The sequence below is a fragment of the Limosilactobacillus agrestis genome (genome assembly GCF_014145585.1).
GTDB classification, from domain to species: Bacteria; Bacillota; Bacilli; order Lactobacillales; family Lactobacillaceae; genus Limosilactobacillus; species Limosilactobacillus agrestis.
This window is the reverse complement of record NZ_JACIVF010000003.1, coordinates 14,477-33,149: the sequence shown is the minus strand read 5'-3', so window position 1 is coordinate 33,149 and position 18,673 is coordinate 14,477. Positions and strand designations below refer to the sequence as shown.

The following is an 18,673-nucleotide window of genomic DNA, read 5'->3' as shown; positions in this document are numbered from 1 at the left end:
ATTTTGAGGTGAAGTATTAAATGTGGAGCATGATTAAAGGCGAATTTCGTCATATTATTCATAACCGTCTACTACTTTTATCAGTGACGGTTATTTGCTTTATACCTTTCCTATATAGTATTTTCTTCTTAAAATCCGTATGGGACCCGTATGGAAGTACACGAAACTTACCGGTTGCGGTGGTAAATAAGGACATTCCGGTTGAATATCAAGGCCGGAAAATGGATGTCGGGAAACAGACCGTTGATGAATTGAAGAAAAATCATCAATTAAAATGGGAATTCGTATCAGCTAAAGAAGCAAAGTATGGTATGAGTCATCGTAAGTACTATGCTGTTGTTACGATTCCTAAAGATTTTTCTGAAAATGCAACGACTGTTTTACAAAAGCATCCTAAGACGATGAAGTTACATTACCAAACTAATGGTTCTTTAAACTTCATTGGTCAGGTAATTGTTCAAACTGGGATGACACGACTAAATGAAAAAATTCGTGCCCAGGTTACTAATGCGTATGCAACGGTAATGTTTAAACAATTACATGTTGTAGGCAAAGGGATGGACAAGGCTGCTGATGGTGCCCAACAAATTGGTACTGGAATGGTGACCTTAAGTGATGGTGTAAATCGCTATGTGGCAGGGGTTTCCCAAGTAAATGACGGGGTTCAAACCTTGCGTGTTAGTGTTGCACCATTAGCTTCTGGGGCTCAACAACTTGCTACCGGGAGCCAAACCTTGGCAAATGGTATCATGCAATATACTGGTGGTGTTAGTCTCCTTGGCAGTGGCGTTGGTCAATTAATAGCTAATTCTGGTGCATTAAATTCTGGTGCTAACCAGTTAAGTAGTGGATTAGGTACTTTGATGGCTAATTCTGGTGCGTTAAATTCCGGCGCTAGTCAGTTGAATGCGGGATTAAATACGTTAATGGCTAACTCTGGTACGTTGAGTTCCGGTGCTAACAAATTAAGTGTTGGTTTGAATACGTTAAGTGGTAATTCGACGGACTTAAGAAACGGTTCCGGTCAATTGGCATCTGGTGCTAACCAGCTAAATTCAACCGTTAACAGTCAATTAGGAAATATTAACTTTAACGGTATTATGGGTGCCATGGATCAAGCGCAAAATCTTCAGCAAGGATTAGGTCAACTTCAGACCGGTTTGGCAACTGCCAAGAGTGCGCTTGCTGGCGTTCAAAGTAGTGCCACTAGTCTTCAACAAGCTTCGGGAGCATTATCTGGTGCTGCTGGTGCTGGTGACAAGCTTAAGGGTGTTGCAACTAACGATGGTCAAATTGCTGGATTAGCACAACAAATTCTTAGTGATGATAAAGCCAGTGAACAATCTAAGCAGGCTGCTCAACAAATTGCACAAAAAGCTAGTGCTAATGTTTCTACTATTCAAGGATTAAGTGGCACGCTTGGCCAATTGAGTAACCTTCAGGGAAGCTTGAGTGGCATGCAGCGACAATTGGGTCAACTTTCGCAAATGTCCGCTGTGTTGGATAATGCAGATGGAACTATTCGTCAAGCTAACTCATTATTAGCAACCTTAAATGGTTACAAAGGGACCCTAGCTGCAATGCCAGGTGCTGTTGATCAACTTAAACAAGCAACAAGTCAGATTTCTTCTGGAGCAAGCACGCTTAATAGTGGTGTAAATCAATACACTAATGGTGTTGATAGTGCTGCTGCCGGTGCTGGTACGCTTAATTCAGGAATTGGTCAATACACAGCTGGTGTCGCTCAAGCGGGAGCCGGTGCCAATAAACTAGCTAGCGGAATCGGTCAATACACAGCTGGTGTAGCCCAAGCTGGAGCCGGTGCCGGTCAATTGGCTAGTGGAATCGGTCAATATACAGCCGGTGTTGGTCAATTAGGTAGCGGAATTGCCCAACTTAATGCTAATAGTGGGGCCCTAAATTCTGGGGCAGCTCAATTAGCTGGAGCACTTGGTCAACTAAACGGTCAAGTTCCTGCGTTGGTTGCTGGTGTAAACCAATTGGCTGCTGGAACTCAACAACTTCAAGATAATTCTCCTGCTCTTATTTCAGGGATTGCACGGTTGAATGCTGGTGCTTCTCAACTGGCTACATCTCTTGCAGGTGGTGCAAAGCAAATCAATGGTATTAAGACTTCACCACGGACTGCCAAGATGTTTGCAGAACCAACCGCTCTTAAGCATACAGATTACAGTTATGTACCAAACTATGGTCATGCCTTAGCACCATACGTTCTATCATTAGCAATCTATGTTGGGGCACTTGTATTTAACTTTGTTTACCCAATTCGCCGGATTGCTGAATTTGGTAAAGCTCCAATTGCTTGGTGGGCAAGTAAGGTAACAGTTGGCTCACTTGTGGTAACCGCAATGGCGATCGCAGAAGACGCAATTATGATGGCTTGTGGACTTACAGTTATTCACCCGGTCTCATTCTTTGTGACGACGATATGCTTCGGGTTAGCTTCAATGGCAATTGTTATGTTCCTTTCAATGCTCTTTGATAACCCAGGTCGATTCTTTGCCATGGTCCTCTTGATGCTTCAATTAGGTGGATCTGGTGGTACCTTCCCAATGGAAATTACAATGAAGTTCTATAACGTAATTCACTGGTACTTACCTATGACTTACTCAATCTTAGGACTCCGTGATTCAATTTCTGGTGGTTTGGGAGCACATTACACGATGTTCTGTAATACGGTTCTTATCGTAATCGCAATTGTCTTCTATGCATTGTTATTAGTCGGTATGATTTGGCTGCAACATCATCATTATGCCGGCCGATCCGAATTGGATAATAATCAAGAACTGCTTGGACCGGAAGGCGATTATGACGGTATGCACCTTCAAGAACGTCGCCCAAACCAAGGAGATAACGGTGAACAATAATTAAAAATAACAGCGAGAGCGACAGAAGTTAGTTGTGACTTCGTTTTTCGACGCAAAGCTAGTCTCTGGGAACTCTCGCAAGCAACAATAGGCCTCCAATGCTCGGCTTTTTATCGAGCGTTGGAGGCCATTGTTGTACTGCACTATTTGTCTTTTGTGAAAGGAACTGGACTTATATCATCCTGAAATTAATGATGATTAATTAAGAGAGTGCTAAGCTATTAATGTAAGCAGTTTTTATGAAAGGAATGGGAAAACTGATGAAATTAATTATGTATAGCGTTCGTGACGCTGAAAAGCCTTATGTTGAAGCATGGGCAAAGAAGACAGGTAATGACGTCAAGATGGTTACTAAACCGTTAAATGCTGATACAGTTAAGCTTGCAGAAGGATATGATGGGGTATCTCTTCAACAGACAACTAAATTGGGGGATAAAAAACTATATGAGCAATTAGCAGCCATGGGAATAAAGCAATTAGCCGCTCGAATGGTTGGTATTGATATTTTTGATTTAGATGCATGTAAAGAAAATGGCATTATTGTAACTAATGTCCCTGTTTATTCACCACGGGCAATTGCGGAAATGGGTGTTGCACAGGCAATGTACTTATTGCGGCGGATTGGCGAATTTGAACAACGAATGAGTCATGGTGACTTTCGATGGAGTGATGACCTAATTAGTAATGAAATTTATAATTTAACTGTGGGAATTGTTGGTCTTGGTAATATTGGCGGGGCCACCGCTCAGATTTATAAAGCATTAGGAGCAAAAGTTCTTGCTTATGATCCATCATCAAATGTTGAATATGAACCATACGTTGAATATACGGATTTTGATACCGTTGTTAAGAATGCGGATATTTTATCATTACATACACCGTTATTACCAAGTACGGAAAATATGATTGCAGCACCACAATTTAGGATGATGAAAGACAGTGCCTACTTGATTAACATGGCTCGGGGAAAACTGGTAAATACTGCAGACTTAATTTTTGCTTTGGAGAATAAAGAAATTGCAGGTGCTGGATTAGATACATTAGCTGATGAAACTTCTTTCTTTAGTAAGAAAGTTACCCCAGATCAAATTCCAGATGATTATAAGAAGTTAGTGGCAATGCCCAATGTTCTTGTTACTCCCCATGTTGCATTTCTAACTGAAACATCTATTCGCAATATGGTTGAGATTAGTTTGAATGATGCGGTGACTATCCTAGAAGGAAAACATTCACGTAATGAAATTAGAATGTAATTGATTTTAAGCAAGAGAAACTCTACCAATTTTTGACGGTAAAGTTTCTTTTTGATTAAGATATAAATAAAATTATTAAAGAAAACGTAAACAAGCAACTAAGATATCGCTTTCTTATGAGATAACTGTTAGAATTAAATTATCGAAAAACACTAGTCACTACAGAAGGGAGCGAAAGCAATAAATTGTTGTCAGCCACTAGTAGCCAAAGATAGATGAAAGGACTGATGATATTGGCTAGCGATAAACATGGAATCAAAGATAAATTAGTGGGTAAATTAAAAGAAGTTGAAGGTAAAATAACTAACGATAAGGCCCGCGAAACTGAAGGAAAATTACAGAAAGCTAAGGATAAGGCAACTGACCTTAAAGAAACGTTGAAAGATAATAAGGAGGGATGATTATGTATTGGATTTGGGTTTTAATTGTTGGTGGATTAATCGGCCTTGTTGCTGGTGCATTAACCCGTCGTGGTGGATCAATGGGTGTTATCAGTAATATTGTAGCTGGACTAGTAGGATCGTCAATCGGTGAAGCAGTATTAGGGGCATGGGGACCACAAGTGGCCGGAATGGCAATTGTTCCATCGATTATTGGAGCAGTGATCTTAGTAATGATCGTCTCTTTGATTTTCGGGGTAAAGGCAGAGAGATAGATAATACAAAAAGCAGCGACTATTTTAGTCGCTGCTTTTTGTTAATTTTTTTCGTATTTTCCCAACCGTTGATAATCTTGAACTGACATTTCGACTGTTAATAATGTTCCATTGCTTTCATACTTCGTCTCTAAAATATTAGTATGTTCATTAAGGTAAGAAACAACATGACCATCAGTAAATGGAATTAAAAGAGTAGTGGTGACATAGTCTTTAAATAAGTGTTTCTTAATAACATCAACAAGAAGGTCTAATGAAGCATCCTGTTTAGCTGAAATAACAACTTGATCGTCACCTTCGAGAATAGGAAATTCAATCTCAGTTTTATCTGCCTTATTAAATACATTGATCATTGGAATATCAGTAATCCCAATTTGTTTCAAGGTTTCGTTAGTTGTTTCCATCATTTCCTTGTAATGTGGATCAGAATAATCAATAACTTGGATTAGTAAGTCGGCATTAGCGGCTTCTGCAAGTGTGGACTTAAATGATTCAACAAGGTGAGTAGGTAACTTACTAACAAATCCAACCGTATCACTTAGTAAAAACCGTTTTTGATCGGGAAGCGTTAGTTGTCGGACACTTGTATCAAGGGTGGCGAATAACATATTCTTTTCAAAAACGGTTTTTTCTTCAGCAGCTCCATACCTTCTTACAAGGCCATTCATAATAGTTGATTTACCAGCATTAGTGTAACCAACGAGGGCCGCTGTTGGGATAGCACTTTTTGCCCTTTGCTTTCGTTTTGTCTGTTCGGACTTATCAATGTCTGCTAATTCTTGACGAAGGTGAGAAATTTGATGTTGGATTGTTCGCCGATCCATTTCAAGTTTGGTTTCCCCAGCACCCCGGTTAGTAAAGCCACTCCCTCCACCAGTTTGCTGATCTAAACGCTCGCTTGCACTAGTTTGCAAGCGTGGCAAGCGGTATTGAAGTTCAGCAATTTGTACTTGGAGTTTGGCTTCTTTAGATTGAGCACGGGTGGCGAAAATCTCTAAAATAAGAGCAGTTCGGTCTAGGATACGACATCCAGTTCCTTCTTCAAGGTTACGTAATTGGCTTGGTGATAGTTCATCATTAGTAATAATAGTAGGAATGTGATTAGCATCAGCCACATCGCGAATTTCTTCTACTTTTCCTTTTCCAAAGTAAGTAGCAGGATTAGGACGATCGATGACTTGATCAATCCGATCAATAACTTCCATGTGATTTGCTTGTGCTAATTCAGCAAGTTCAACCATTGAGTAGTCAAAGTCTTCTTGCCCGGTATTTAAGCCAGCTATAATTACTGGTTCTACAGTTTGTATGTTAGTCTCCATTGAAGAATAGTGTTCCCCCTTTATGGATATTATTCTGGTAATTCAAGTTTGTTGTAAAAATCGACAGTAGTATTATCTTTATCTAAAGTTAGCTTAGTGATGCTTCCGTTACGTGGTGAGTCACCCGGATCGTAAGCGTCAGAATACCGTTGGACGATTGAGCGAATAGTGGCTCCATGTGAAACTACTAGTACTTCTGATCCATCTGGCAATGCCCGTAAGCGATCAAAGCCTTTATCAACCCGTTTCCAGAAAGCAACGTGGTCTTCAGCAGTACCATAATTATCCGCTGCTGCAATCTTATCTTTTAATTTGTCTGGTCCCCAACCGGCAACCATTTCTGCAAAACTATGATAACCCTCTGGCCCACCAAGAAAGTCAGCAAAATGTTGGCCATCTTCTCCTTCAAAGTAGCCAAAAAATTCTTCACGAAATGCTGGCTCTGGGATTGGCTTAGGGTTGTTGCCCGGATGTTCAGCAAGCAAGAAACGGGTAGTTGAAACTGTTCGTGCGAGGTCGCTGCAAAATACATAATCAAATTGAATAGGAGCAAGCGCCCGTCCTACTCGTTTGGCGTCTTCTTCACCCTTTGGCGTTAGCGGACCATCAGCCCAACCTTGCATCCGATTGTAGAGATTAAGATAGGTTTGTCCGTGGCGTACAAAATAAACGTTGATTGCCATAGTTACAGCACTCCTTTAAGCGAAATAAAATACTTATTATATTTTAACATGATTTTGCTGAAGAAAAAGCAATTATAGCATTCGGTTTCGTTTAATAATTCGTTGACGAATCGTTTTGATAAGTGCCAATAGGCCCACTCCTAACAGTGAACCCCCAACAAATACTAAGATGATAAGTGAGAAGTGCTCCCGGACAAATGGAATTGTTCCAAAGTAATAACCGCATCCAGCGCCAATCGCTACCCATAATGTAACACCAATAATATTACCGACTGTGAAACGATGAAAAGGAAACTGCATTGTTCCAGCAATTAGGGGGACGAATGTTCGGATAAGCGGCACAAATCGTCCTAACGCAACAGCTTTGATTCCATGATGGTTCAAAAATTTTTGAGCTTGCTCAAAACGGGGACCGACCATTCTTTTTTTGAGCCACTGCCAATGCGAGAGGGAATGACCAATATAATAATTAACCGTATCACCGCTTAGCGCAGCAAAAAAGAAAACGGGAATAACGATTTCCATTTTTAGGATGGGGTTAAAGGCAATAAAAGAACAAGTTAAAAAGACGAGTGATTCACCAGGAAGCCAGGGGAAGATCACTAATCCAGTTTCCATAAAAATTAGGATAAAAAGGAGAATATAGCTCCAAGCGCCCATCCACTCAAACATTGGAATGATCGTTTCAGCAATATGAGTTAGGATATAAAAGATATGGCTCATTGTTGCTTTCCTCCTTTTGTACTATGGCTTCAATATATTGTAGCGTCATTTTAATTATTTTGATGATCTTAGGATTAAAATTAAGCGACATTTAATAATTTGAAAATAGCGGGCGGAAAGTTAACAGACTAATTAACGAAAATGATATAATAATTTGATGATTTCAAGAAAAATTAGTAAATAGGTCGACCTGAAGATGAAAGGTAGGGAGTATAGAATGTCTACAGAAAATGAAAAAGAATTAGAGCAGAAGTACCTTAATAATGTGATTGATAAAGTAAAACAGGCCGAACAAAAAGCCGAAAAAAAGATTAAAACGGCTCAGCATGATATTAAGGGGATTAATAAGCAAATTGATGATATTCACTTAAACACTACTACTTATTCAGGCATGATGGATACAGCCATGTCTTTTCGTGCTCAACAACAGATGTTAGATGAACGGCAAAATAGTTGGCAACATGCTGCGGATCGGCTCGCAACTTTACAGCGACTTGAAAAGAAACCTTACTTTGCGCGAATTGATTTTCGTGAAAAAGGGGCCAGCGAATCTGAAAGTGTATATATCGGGCTCGCTTCCTTTACCGATAAGCCAGATCACTTTCTTGTCTATGACTGGCGAGCACCGATTTCGTCTGTTTACTATGAAGGAAAACTTGGAAGAGTCAAATATCAGACCCCAGTGGGCGAGCAAGAAGTTGAACTTACCCTTAAGCGTCAATTCCAAATTAAAGATGGGGTAATTGTAACGATCTTTGATACCGATGAACAAGTGGGGGACCAGATGCTTCTTGATGCTCTTGGCAACCATTCAAGTACCAAGATGAAGAGTATTGTGACGACAATTCAGCGAAAACAAAATGAGATTATTCGTGATACGAAAAATGAATTGTTATTTGTTCAGGGGGCTGCTGGATCAGGAAAGACGGCTGCGGTTCTGCAGCGTGTTGCTTGGCTTCTTTATCGTTATCGTGGTAATTTGACATCTTCGCAAGTTGTTTTGTTTTCGCCTAACCAATTATTTAATGATTACATTGACCAGGTTTTACCAGAATTGGGTGAGCATAATATGGTCCAGATGACTTACTTCCAGTTTGCTAATCGGCGGGTACCAAAGCTGCATGTCCAGAACCTAGAACAACGATTTGAAAGTCATCAAGATGAAACGGCCAAGAATGCGCAACAACTATTAACTAGCTTGCAATATTTCAAAGCAACAGAGCGTTATGCCAACCATCTTGGACATGCTAATATGCGTTTCCGCAATCTTATGTTTAATGGTAAAGTCTTTTTGAGCAAAGAAAAGATTAAGGAAATTTACTACTCATTTAACAATAACTATAACCTGGGAAATAGACTGGATGGGACCAAGGAAGAATTGATCAAATACCTTAATCACCGTGTAAGCACTGAAATGCGCAATAAATGGGTAGAAGATGAAATTCAAAGCCTAAGCAAAGAAGAAATCGATAATCTATTCAATAATCAACCACGTGAATTTGAGGATGAAGATAAAGAATACAAGTTTCTTGCGCGTCAAATAGTTATGCGGGCATTTATGCCAATAAAAAAGGCGATTGATCATAATCAATGGCTTAATATCAATGGGCAATTTTTACATCTTCTCCGGGTAACGCCTAAGCTTGTCAATATTACTGAATATGGGATCTCTACCGAACAGTGGAAAAATTATGTTGATGGGGTCAAAGAAGAATTAAAGAAGGGGAATATCAGTGCTAACGGAATCACTATCTACCTGTACCTATACGATTTAATTACTGGAAAACGTGGTCAACGTGATATCCGCTATGTTTTTGTTGATGAGGTTCAGGATTATGATGCTTATCAGTTAGCTTACCTTAAGTATCGTTTTCCACGTGCCAAGTTTACCCTGTTAGGAGACCTTAACCAGGCAATTTTTACTCACGAAAATAGCCGGTCATTATTAAAACAATTAGGAACAATGTTTGATCCTGAAAAGACGAAGGTTGTTCAATTAACTAAGTCTTATCGGTCCACAAAACAAATTACAGATTTTACTAAACATATTTTAATTGACGGGGAAGCAATTGAGGCATTTGAGCGAGAAGGTAATAAGCCCCTAGTTTATCAAACTAAGGATGAGCAAGAAGGGGTGGCGACAGTTACTAATATCCTTAATAAGTATCAGAATGACCATGATGCCGTTGCAATTATTGGTAAAGATCTCAAAGATAGTGAAAAATTATTTCAAAAGTTAAATGCTAACAACGTCAAGGCCACCCTTATTCGGACAGAAAATCAACGGTTAGTAAAGGGACCAATTGTTGTACCGTCGTATTTGGCAAAGGGATTAGAATTTGATGCAGTGATTGTTTGGAATACTAATGCTCAGCAATATCACGGGAATGATGAGCGGCAATTACTCTATACAATCTGTTCTCGAGCAATGCATGAATTAAGCTTAGTGTCGGTTGGCAGAATAACTAGTTTGCTAGACCAAGTACCGACAGATGAATATGAAAAGGTTAATGTTGATAATAAATAGTAAGAGTAATATTGCACTTTATCATATTAGATTTATAATTTAATTATGTATAAAAAAGTGAAGAATAAGTTCGATGAGGAGTAGTTCATATGAGGGTTATTATTATCGGTTGTACCTTTGCGGGGATGACAGCCGCGTCACAGATTTTAAGAAGTCATCCAGAGACAGAGGTTACAATTTATGACCGCAATGCAGTCGTTCCCTCAATAACGTATGATATCAATGATTATGCTGACCAAGGAGCGGAACAACCTTGTCTACGAACTGAATTAAGCGCGGATCAATTATCCCTTATGGGTGCTGACATAAAAATGGGCTCTCTTGTAATGAATATTGATCCAGAGCAAAAATTGGTTAAAGTTATGAAGATGTTAGATGATGCTACTTCAGAAGAGCATTACGACAAATTGATTATTGCTACCGACTCAAAAAGTGAAGCACCAACCTTAAAAGGAATTGACAGTAGCAATGTAACCTTAATAAAGGATCCACAAGATGCCAAAGCCGCCCTTTTGCTCTCTACCCTTGACCAACGAATTGCTGTGATCGGGAATGATCCCCTTAGTTTAGGATTAGTTGATGCATATCGGCAAAAAGGGAAAGAAGTGACTCTTTTTACAAATGGTGAGCCAGTTTTGCACCATAATTTTGAAGAAGAGTATTCTAAACGAGCCCTTGATATTTTAACGGCAGATAATATTAAAGTCGTTACTGCTGAACATGTGACTGAATTAGATGATAATGGGGTTGGCATTACGGTTGTTACTGATGGTGGCTCATATAGCGTTAGTCGAGCAATTGTTGCTGCTGGTCAAAAGCCAGATACATCGATTCTTAATGGTGTAGTGGATATGGATGAAAATGGGGTAATTGCGGTCAATGAGTTTATCCAAACATCTGATCCTGCAATATATGCGATTGGTGGGTCAACGACGATTCACTATAATCCTACTAATGAGGATATTTATCAGCCTCAGCCGACTGAAGCCGTTCGTCAAGCGGCAATTGTTGCCCAGAATGTCAATGGGGGACAGGTGAAAGATTCAGGAACGCAACTTAGTATGAGTCTGAACCTTGATGGAACGTATATGGCTTCCTTAGGGTTAACCTTTGAAAGGGCGCAGGCAGCTGGCTTTGATGCTGATGTTGTGACAATTGAGGATAATTATCGTCCGGAATTTATGCCAACGACTACGCCTGTCCTGATGTCGTTGATTTGGGATAAGAATACTCAACAGATTTTGGGTGCACAGCTGATGAGTAAGCACGATATTTCAGAAACCTTAAGTCTAATTTCGTTATGTATTCAGAACAAAAATACAATTGAGTTCCTTGGAATGTATGATACTATGTTTCAGCCTAACTTTGATCGTCCTTTCAATTACGTTAATATTTTGGGACAAGCAGCAATGGCTAAAGCAGGGACTGAATAATCTGTTAAAATAATAGGTAGCTAGCTAATTGATTATGGGAGTAAAAAGCTTACCCTGATAAAATGAGGTGTAGATATGAAAGTAGTTATTGTTGGCTGTACGCACGCGGGCACGATAGCAGCAACCCAGATTTTAAACGCGCATCCGGATACCGAAGTAGTAATTTATGAACGAAATGATAATGTTTCTTTCCTTTCTTGTGGAATTGCCGTTTATTTGAGTGGTGAAGTTGGAGATCCAGATGCAATGTTTTACTCTAGCCCTAAGCAACTAGAAGAAATGGGGGCCACTGTTAAAGTTAAGCATAATGTCTTAAGTGTTGATCCTAATACAAAGACAATTGAAGTTGAAAACCAAGAAACTGGTGAATTAACGGCAGATTATTATGATAAATTAATTGTTACAACTGGATCATGGCCAGTTATTCCACCTGTTTCTGGATTGGAAAATAAGAATTTATACTTGTGTAAAACTTATTACCACGCTAAGAAACTTTTTAATGTTGCCAAGGATTCAAAAAAGATTGTCGTCGTTGGTGGTGGATATATCGGTGTTGAATTAGTAGAAGCGTATCTTCGTCAGGGACGTGAAGTAACATTAATTGATAGCTCGGATCAAATGTTGCTCAAGTATTTTGATAAGCAGTATTCCGAACGAATTGGTCGAATTTTTAAGGACCACAACGCCCATCTTGAATTACAGCAACGAGTTACTGGATTTGAAGATGATGGTAATGGCGGTGTTAAGGTTATTACCAATAATGGTAAAGTTTATGATGCTGACATGGCGGTTCTTTGTGTTGGGTTCCGCCCAAACAGTGACCTGGTTCGTGGGAAAATTGAACTTCATCCTGATGGTACGATTAAAACTAATGCATATATGCAAACATCTAATCCTGATATCTATGCCGGTGGGGATGTAACCTCTGTCCACTTTAACCCAACTAATACTGACCGTTACGTGCCATTAGCTACTAATGCTGTTCGTCAAGGAACGATTGCGGGGGTTAATGTTTTTGGTAATACGATGAAGTACATGGGAACCCAATCAACAACTGGTTTACACTTGTTTGGCAATACCATGGTATGTACTGGTTTAACATTACGGCGAGCAAAAGAGATGGGAATTGATGCCGATTCAGTCACGATTGAGGATAATTACCGTCCAGAATTTATGCCTACGACTACGCCAGTCTTTATGACCCTAGTATGGGAAAAGGGTACCCGGCGGATCCTTGGAGCACAATTTATGAGTAAGCATGATGTTTCTCAGTCTGCTAACCTTGTGTCTGTATGTATTCAAAATCGTAATTCAATTGATTTTCTTGCTTATGTTGATACGTTATTCCAACCAAACTTTGATCGGCCATTTAACTATGTCAACTTGCTTGCCCAAGCAGCGGTTGCAAAAGAAGATAAGCAAGTAAATAAATAGAAAGTGGAAGAGAGTGTGGGAAAATAACTGCTTTGTGATGATGCAAAGCTGGCCCCATGTTATCTTACTATTGTTAGTGAAAGCAGTTGAGGCTGAGAGAAAACATTTGTTTTCTCTCAGCCTCTCGCTGTATTTAATGTTGCTTTCTTAAAAATGGCACATCTTGAAAATTAACTTGCATAATTGCGTTGGCAAGAAGTAGGATCAAACCACCCCAAATTAGTTGAGGTGTAAGGGGATCATAACCCATGATGACTGACATGGTACTGGCGAAAAATGATTCCAGCATCAATAATAAGCCCGCTGATGTTGCATCGGTATATTGTTGGGCTGTAATTTGCATTCCTTGCGCTAAGAAAGTTACGACAATAGCTAAAATAGCTAAGGGAATCAAAGCTTGAACCCAATGGATTTGTGTCAGGTTGGTTCGTTCAAATAATCCAGTCGTAATCCAGCCGAACGTACCTTGACATAAACCAATCATAAAGATTACCACCCAGGGACTGGAAACTTTCGGCGCGTACTTTCCAAAGAAGATTAGTTGTAAGGCCCAAAAAACGGCAGAAACAACGGTTAGAAAGTCACCAAAATTTAATTGTAGACCGGTATTAGCAACATTAGTGATGACTGCCATCCCAATAATAGCGAGGGCAACCGCAAAATACGTCTTCTGCTGGGGACGCTCATGCCAAAACAACCACAAGATTAAAGGAGTAATTGCAACATATAAGGTCGTCAGGAAGGCATTTTTAGCCGGGGTAGTGTAGCGAAGCGCATCAGTCTGCAAAAAATAACCAAGGAAATTAATTGTTCCCATAATGGCCCCGAGCTTAAAATCTTGCCAGGTCATTTGGTTGATTTGTTTGTGAAAGATAATATAGCCGGCAATTACACACATCGTTCCCCGGCAAGCATTGATGACTCCAGAATGCATTCCGGCTTGAATCGTTAGTTTGGCAAATACGTAACTGCTTCCCCATAAAATAGCAACTAGCAGTAGCATTAAATTTGCTTTTTTCTTTGAAATGGTGCTCAGTCCCTTCTGTTAATTGATGATACTCAATCATAACATTTAAGATCTGTCTGTAAAAGCTCAACTACGACAAAAAAGTGACAGAATTTTTAACTTTTTGGAAAAATAAGATTGTACGGTTGCGGTTAGCCAGTTAGTGTATTATTGTTAATGATGATATTTTTTTATGGAGGAACGACTATGAAAACAGCGTTGCAGAAGCTCCGCCGTGTCTTGAATACCAAGCTCGGTTTTTTTCTGCTTGTTGTACTTTTATTTTGTTTAAAGAGCTATTGGGCTTATCAAAATGAATTTAATTTAGGTGTAAAAGGAAGTATGCAACAGTTCCTTTTAGCATTTAATACGATTCCAAGTGCCCTTGTATTTTTGGGAATTGCATTATATTTCCGGGGACGCTTGTCCTATTGGATGATGTTGATAATTAATGCAGCATTATCAACATGGCTTTTTGCAAATATTTTGTACTATCGAGAATTTTCAGATTTTATTACCTTTAACGTAATAAAAGGATCTGGAGCGGCTTCAAATAATCTTGGTAAAAGTTTAATGGGAATATTACGTCCCGAAGACTTTTTAGTTTACTTGGATGTTGTCATTTTAGCACTTATCTTACTTTTCCACTTTGTCCGTGTTGACATGCGACGGTTTAAGATTAGATACGCGATGACAATTACTGCCCTTGGCTTTGTTCTATTTGGAGCTAACTTAGGAATGGCAGAAAGTGATCGTTCACAATTGCTTACGCGAACTTTTGATAATAACTATATTGTTAAGTATCTGGGACTCGAAGCATATACAATTTATGATGGAGTTAAGACAACTAATAACAGTGTAGTAAAAGCGCGTGCTAACCGTGATGAATTAAAACCGGTTTTGCATTTCATTCATAGTAATTATGCTGCGCCAAATGTTGAATATTATGGTAAGGCTAAGGGAAAGAATATTTTTATTATTCACCTTGAAAGTCTCCAGCAGTTCATGATCGACTATAAGCAGGATGGTCAAGAAGTAATGCCAAACTTGAATAAGTTGTACCATGCCGATGATACTCTGGCATTTGATAACTTCTTCCACCAAGTTGGTCAAGGGAAGACTGCGGATGCGGAAACAATGCTAGAGAACTCGCTATTTGGTCTTCCGGAAGGATCAGCAATGGTTACTGATGGGACGACTAATACCTTCCAATCAGCACCAGCACTTCTTCATCAAAAACTAGGTTATACTACAGCATCGTTCCACGGGGACGTTCCTAGTTTCTGGAACCGTGATAATGCTTATAAATCTTTTGGTTATCAATACTTCTTTAGTAAAGAATATTATCCAAAAACCAAGGATTATGATGCCGGCTATGGAATGAAGGATAAGATCTTTATGAAAGAATCGGCTCACTATATCGAGCAACTTCCGCAGCCTTTCTACGCAAAGATCATTACAGTTACTAATCATTACCCATATATTCTTGATAAGCAAAATAAAGATATTGAAGCCTGGAAAACAGGGGATGATACTGTTGATCCGTACGTTCAAACAGCTCATTACCTAGATGAATCACTTGGCGAATTTCTTGATTACCTTGATAAGACGGGGTTACGGCAGAATAGTGTGTTAGTCCTTTATGGTGACCACTATGGAATCTCTAACAACCACCAACCAGCCATTGCTCAAATCTTAGGTAAGAAGAAAGTAACTAATTATGATTTAGCAATGTTCCAAAAAGTACCATTTATGATTAATATGCCTGGCCTAAAGGGTGGAATTGATCATACTTATGGTGGTGAAATTGATGTTTTACCTACGCTGGAGGACTTGCTAGGAATTAGTTCTAAGAATTATATTCAATTCGGCCAAGACTTGCTTTCACCTGAAAATAAACAAATTGTACCGTTTAGAAATGGTGATTGGGTAACACCAAAATACACTAAGTATAATGGTGACTACTATTACACGAAGAATGGTAAGCAAATTACGCATCAAACTGCGGCCCAACGTAAAGAATTTGAAAAGATTCAAAAATACGTTACAACTGACCTTGGACTATCAGACAAGGTGGTTAACGGTGATTTGCTTCGTTTCTACAAACTTCCAGGTTTTAAGAAAGTTGATAAAAAACAATATACTTATAACCTTAAGAAGAGCTTGAAGAATTTACAAAAGCAGCAAAAGAAACAGAAGACAAGTTTAAAGTCGGAAAATGATAATCAAAGTACCATCAACGATTACACCACCGATGCACCGGAGTTAAAGGATTATCCGAAATTAAACTTCCCTAAACCATAATAAGATGAAAATGGAGGCCAGTAGTAACACTAGTCTCCATTTTTATTTCAAATAGTTGCGTTGCAGTAATTATCTGGTAAAATGTTTAGGTGTTCACAAGTTGAATTAAGCTTTAATGATGTTTATAATATGTTACTATTAAACGTGAGTAACCGTTTTCATTAACGGGTGAAATAAAGGATTTTGCGTAATGGATGAATGGATGAACTATGAACAATTTGATCGGCAAACATGGCACGGCTTTTTTCCAACTGATTCAGTTCGGTTAACTCAAGGAAACTTGGATGAGATTAAATCATTGAATGACCGAATTTCAATTGAGGACGTGCAGGATGTATATTTACCGTTAATAAAATTAATTCAACTGCGCTATCAGAATTTTTTGGAATGGCAGATGCAAAAGGCAAACTTTTTACAGCGTTCAACGATCCGCATTCCATATATCATTGGAATTGCGGGATCAGTTGCAGTGGGGAAGAGCACAATTGCTCGGTTGATTAGTATTTTACTAAATAAGATGCTACCAGATAAGCGAGTAGCATTGATGACGACAGATGGTTTTTTATATCCTAATGCGGAATTAAAACGGCGGGGAATCATGGATCGAAAAGGCTTCCCAGAATCATATGATATGGAAAGGCTTCTTAAATTTCTTAATGATGTCAAGGCGGGTGAACCAGTTATTAAGGCCCCTACATATTCGCATCAAGTGTATGATGTTCAACTAGATAAGCCTCTAGTGATTGAACACCCGGATATATTAATTGTAGAAGGGATCAATACTCTGCAATTACCAAGTAATCAGCAACTGTATGTTAGTGATTATTTCGATTGGTCATTGTACGTTGATGCAAATCCCGATCTAATTGAGCATTGGTATCTTCAACGGTTTGGAATGCTACTAGAGACAGCCTTTACCGATCCTTCAAACTATTACTATCCTTATTCGAAGGGTGACCGTCAAGAAGCATTTAAAATGGCAAAGGATGTTTGGCAACGCGTCGACCTTCCTAATTTACGAGAATTTATCTTACCAACTAAGAGTCGCGCGGACGTAATTTTACATAAAACAACAGGACATATTGTGGATAAGCTTTACTTACGACGCGGCTAATTGGTTAGCCAACTATACAAGTCAATGATTTCGATATCAGGATCTAAACCAGCGTAATTGAGCGCTGGTTTTACTGTAATGAGGAGCTTTCTATATTTTGGAGCAAGTTGGCGTAATCCATTGATCGCCCGACGATATCCGGCATCATCAGTGAGTGAATAGGCAATCTGAATACAGGTAAAGATCTCATTTTTAATTGCTACAAAAGTAATCTCATTGTCTTTGATGCGACCACTATATACTTGGTAGCCTTGACTCAGCAAATCAATAAAAACGATATTTTCAAGGATCCGTTGAGAAAGGACATTCTTTTTAAGGATAAGTGCCTGCCGGATACTAGGATCAACAGGGTAGTAACGAATATTGGTACTTTTGACACGGCGACGAGAAAAATCATATTCCTTGCACGGATAAAAAATAAAGGATGTTTGTAAGAATTGTAAATAGAAATTGACCGTCTTATTAGAAGTAGTGATGTGGTGACATTTAAGACTATCAACAATCTGGGAAATATTTTGCGTGGTACCAGCATGATGAGCTAGGTGATGGGCAAGTTGCTTAGTCAGTCCGGGATTACAAAGGGTCGCTTGCTGGGTGAAATCAGTAATGATAATCGTATTGATAATTCCATTTACATAATTACGGAGGTTAATTGGGCCATGAACTTCGTGAGTGTAAGGAAAACCGCCATCATTTAAATATTGATATAACGTTTGGGAATCAGCTTCTTGCTGGTTCCTTTTGATATATTCACGGAAACTACAAGGGAAAACCGGAATGATGGTGTAAGGAGTCATTTGTTGAAGATTTTCTTTCTCCAAAATAGTTTTGTTGGAACTTGTAATATAGATATCAGTATTCGGAAGTGAATTTAAGGCATTTACAACGCGGGCAAACTGAGGAACTACTTCGACTTCATCAAGGAAGATATAATTCATTTGGTGCTTACTAAGGCGATCAAGGATAAATTGTAAAAGGTATTCAGGATTGCATAATTCATTTTCTAGAAGATATTCAAAGTTGATCACCTGAATTTGACTTGGGGAGATTTCTTGACGCCGGAGAGTTGCTCGGAACTGGTCAAGGATAGTCGTTTTGCCACACCGACGAACCCCTACGAGGATTTTAATTGTTGGTTGGTCCATGTTGTTTATTAGTTGGTTAAGATATTTTGTCCGAATAAACATATCGCACCTCAAGTAAAAAATAATTATTTAAATTTTATCAAATGTAGAAAGCGCATTCAAATTAACCGAATTTGGAATGGATTACAAATCCTGCACTAGAAAATTTAGTTAAAGTTCTTAGTAAAAGTAAAAAAAATGAACCTTTTT

At 38.9% G+C, this 18,673-nt stretch carries 14 protein-coding genes; 9 read left to right on the top strand and 5 right to left on the bottom strand.

Annotated elements, in window-relative coordinates:
- The first annotated feature begins 20 nt into the window (after positions 1-20).
- The 4 genes from H5R88_RS00150 to H5R88_RS00135 all read left to right on the top strand — a co-directional run bounded on the left by H5R88_RS00150 (position 21) and on the right by H5R88_RS00135 (position 4,796).
- On the top strand, positions 21-2,888 hold the full coding sequence (locus tag H5R88_RS00150) for a YhgE/Pip domain-containing protein (protein WP_182599979.1): 2,868 nt from the start codon (positions 21-23) through the stop codon (positions 2,886-2,888).
- A 260-nt stretch (positions 2,889-3,148) separates the two neighbouring features.
- The gene (locus H5R88_RS00145) at positions 3,149-4,141 is read left to right on the top strand and encodes a D-2-hydroxyacid dehydrogenase (protein WP_259393950.1); all 993 of its coding nucleotides are present in this window, start codon (positions 3,149-3,151) and stop codon (positions 4,139-4,141) included.
- A 215-nt stretch (positions 4,142-4,356) separates the two neighbouring features.
- The gene (locus H5R88_RS00140; protein ID WP_182599978.1) at positions 4,357-4,542 is read left to right on the top strand and encodes a CsbD family protein; all 186 of its coding nucleotides are present in this window, start codon (positions 4,357-4,359) and stop codon (positions 4,540-4,542) included.
- Between the two features lie 2 nt (positions 4,543-4,544).
- Entirely contained in the window at positions 4,545-4,796 is a 252-nt protein-coding gene (locus H5R88_RS00135; protein WP_182578669.1) for a GlsB/YeaQ/YmgE family stress response membrane protein, read from the top strand.
- 41 nt (positions 4,797-4,837) lie between these two features.
- Here H5R88_RS00135 and hflX read toward each other — a convergent pair whose 3' ends face one another.
- The 3 genes from hflX to H5R88_RS00120 form a co-directional block, all read right to left on the bottom strand.
- Positions 4,838-6,115 carry a GTPase HflX gene (gene hflX, locus H5R88_RS00130; RefSeq protein WP_182599977.1) on the bottom strand — a complete coding sequence of 426 codons (1,278 nt, stop codon included), beginning with the start codon at positions 6,113-6,115 and terminating at the stop codon, positions 4,838-4,840.
- 29 nt (positions 6,116-6,144) lie between these two features.
- Complete coding sequence (locus tag H5R88_RS00125) at positions 6,145-6,798, bottom strand: histidine phosphatase family protein (protein WP_182599976.1); 654 nt, start codon at positions 6,796-6,798, stop codon at positions 6,145-6,147.
- A gap of 72 nt (positions 6,799-6,870) precedes the next feature.
- On the bottom strand, positions 6,871-7,521 hold the full coding sequence (locus H5R88_RS00120) for a DedA family protein (protein ID WP_182578672.1): 651 nt from the start codon (positions 7,519-7,521) through the stop codon (positions 6,871-6,873).
- Positions 7,522-7,738: 217 nt separating this feature from the next.
- Between H5R88_RS00120 and helD the strand changes: the two genes are divergently transcribed.
- From helD to H5R88_RS00105, 3 genes are all read left to right on the top strand, one after another.
- A complete protein-coding gene (gene helD, locus H5R88_RS00115; RefSeq protein WP_267905357.1) occupies positions 7,739-10,048 on the top strand; it encodes an RNA polymerase recycling motor HelD in 2,310 nt (769 codons plus the stop codon).
- 89 nt (positions 10,049-10,137) lie between these two features.
- Entirely contained in the window at positions 10,138-11,481 is a 1,344-nt protein-coding gene (locus H5R88_RS00110; protein ID WP_182578674.1) for an FAD-dependent oxidoreductase, read from the top strand.
- A gap of 75 nt (positions 11,482-11,556) precedes the next feature.
- Positions 11,557-12,915: an FAD-dependent oxidoreductase gene (locus H5R88_RS00105; RefSeq protein ID WP_182578675.1), complete on the top strand. Its 1,359-nt coding sequence runs from the start codon at positions 11,557-11,559 to the stop codon at positions 12,913-12,915.
- Positions 12,916-13,048: 133 nt separating this feature from the next.
- On the opposite strand, the gene H5R88_RS00100 is transcribed toward H5R88_RS00105, so the two are convergent.
- On the bottom strand, positions 13,049-13,918 hold the full coding sequence (locus H5R88_RS00100) for a DMT family transporter (RefSeq protein WP_182599975.1): 870 nt from the start codon (positions 13,916-13,918) through the stop codon (positions 13,049-13,051).
- Positions 13,919-14,128: 210 nt separating this feature from the next.
- On the opposite strand from H5R88_RS00100, the gene H5R88_RS00095 reads away from it, so the two are divergent.
- Together H5R88_RS00095 and coaA are read left to right on the top strand one after the other, a co-directional pair.
- A complete protein-coding gene (locus H5R88_RS00095) occupies positions 14,129-16,225 on the top strand; it encodes an LTA synthase family protein (protein WP_182578677.1) in 2,097 nt (698 codons plus the stop codon).
- Between the two features lie 190 nt (positions 16,226-16,415).
- The gene (gene coaA, locus H5R88_RS00090; protein ID WP_182599974.1) at positions 16,416-17,339 is read left to right on the top strand and encodes a type I pantothenate kinase; all 924 of its coding nucleotides are present in this window, start codon (positions 16,416-16,418) and stop codon (positions 17,337-17,339) included.
- Here coaA and H5R88_RS00085 read toward each other — a convergent pair.
- Positions 17,336-18,526 carry an ATP-binding protein gene (locus H5R88_RS00085; RefSeq protein ID WP_182599973.1) on the bottom strand — a complete coding sequence of 397 codons (1,191 nt, stop codon included), beginning with the start codon at positions 18,524-18,526 and terminating at the stop codon, positions 17,336-17,338. The two genes, coaA and H5R88_RS00085, sit on opposite strands and share 4 nt — an antisense overlap.
- Between the last annotated feature and the right edge of the window lie 147 nt (positions 18,527-18,673).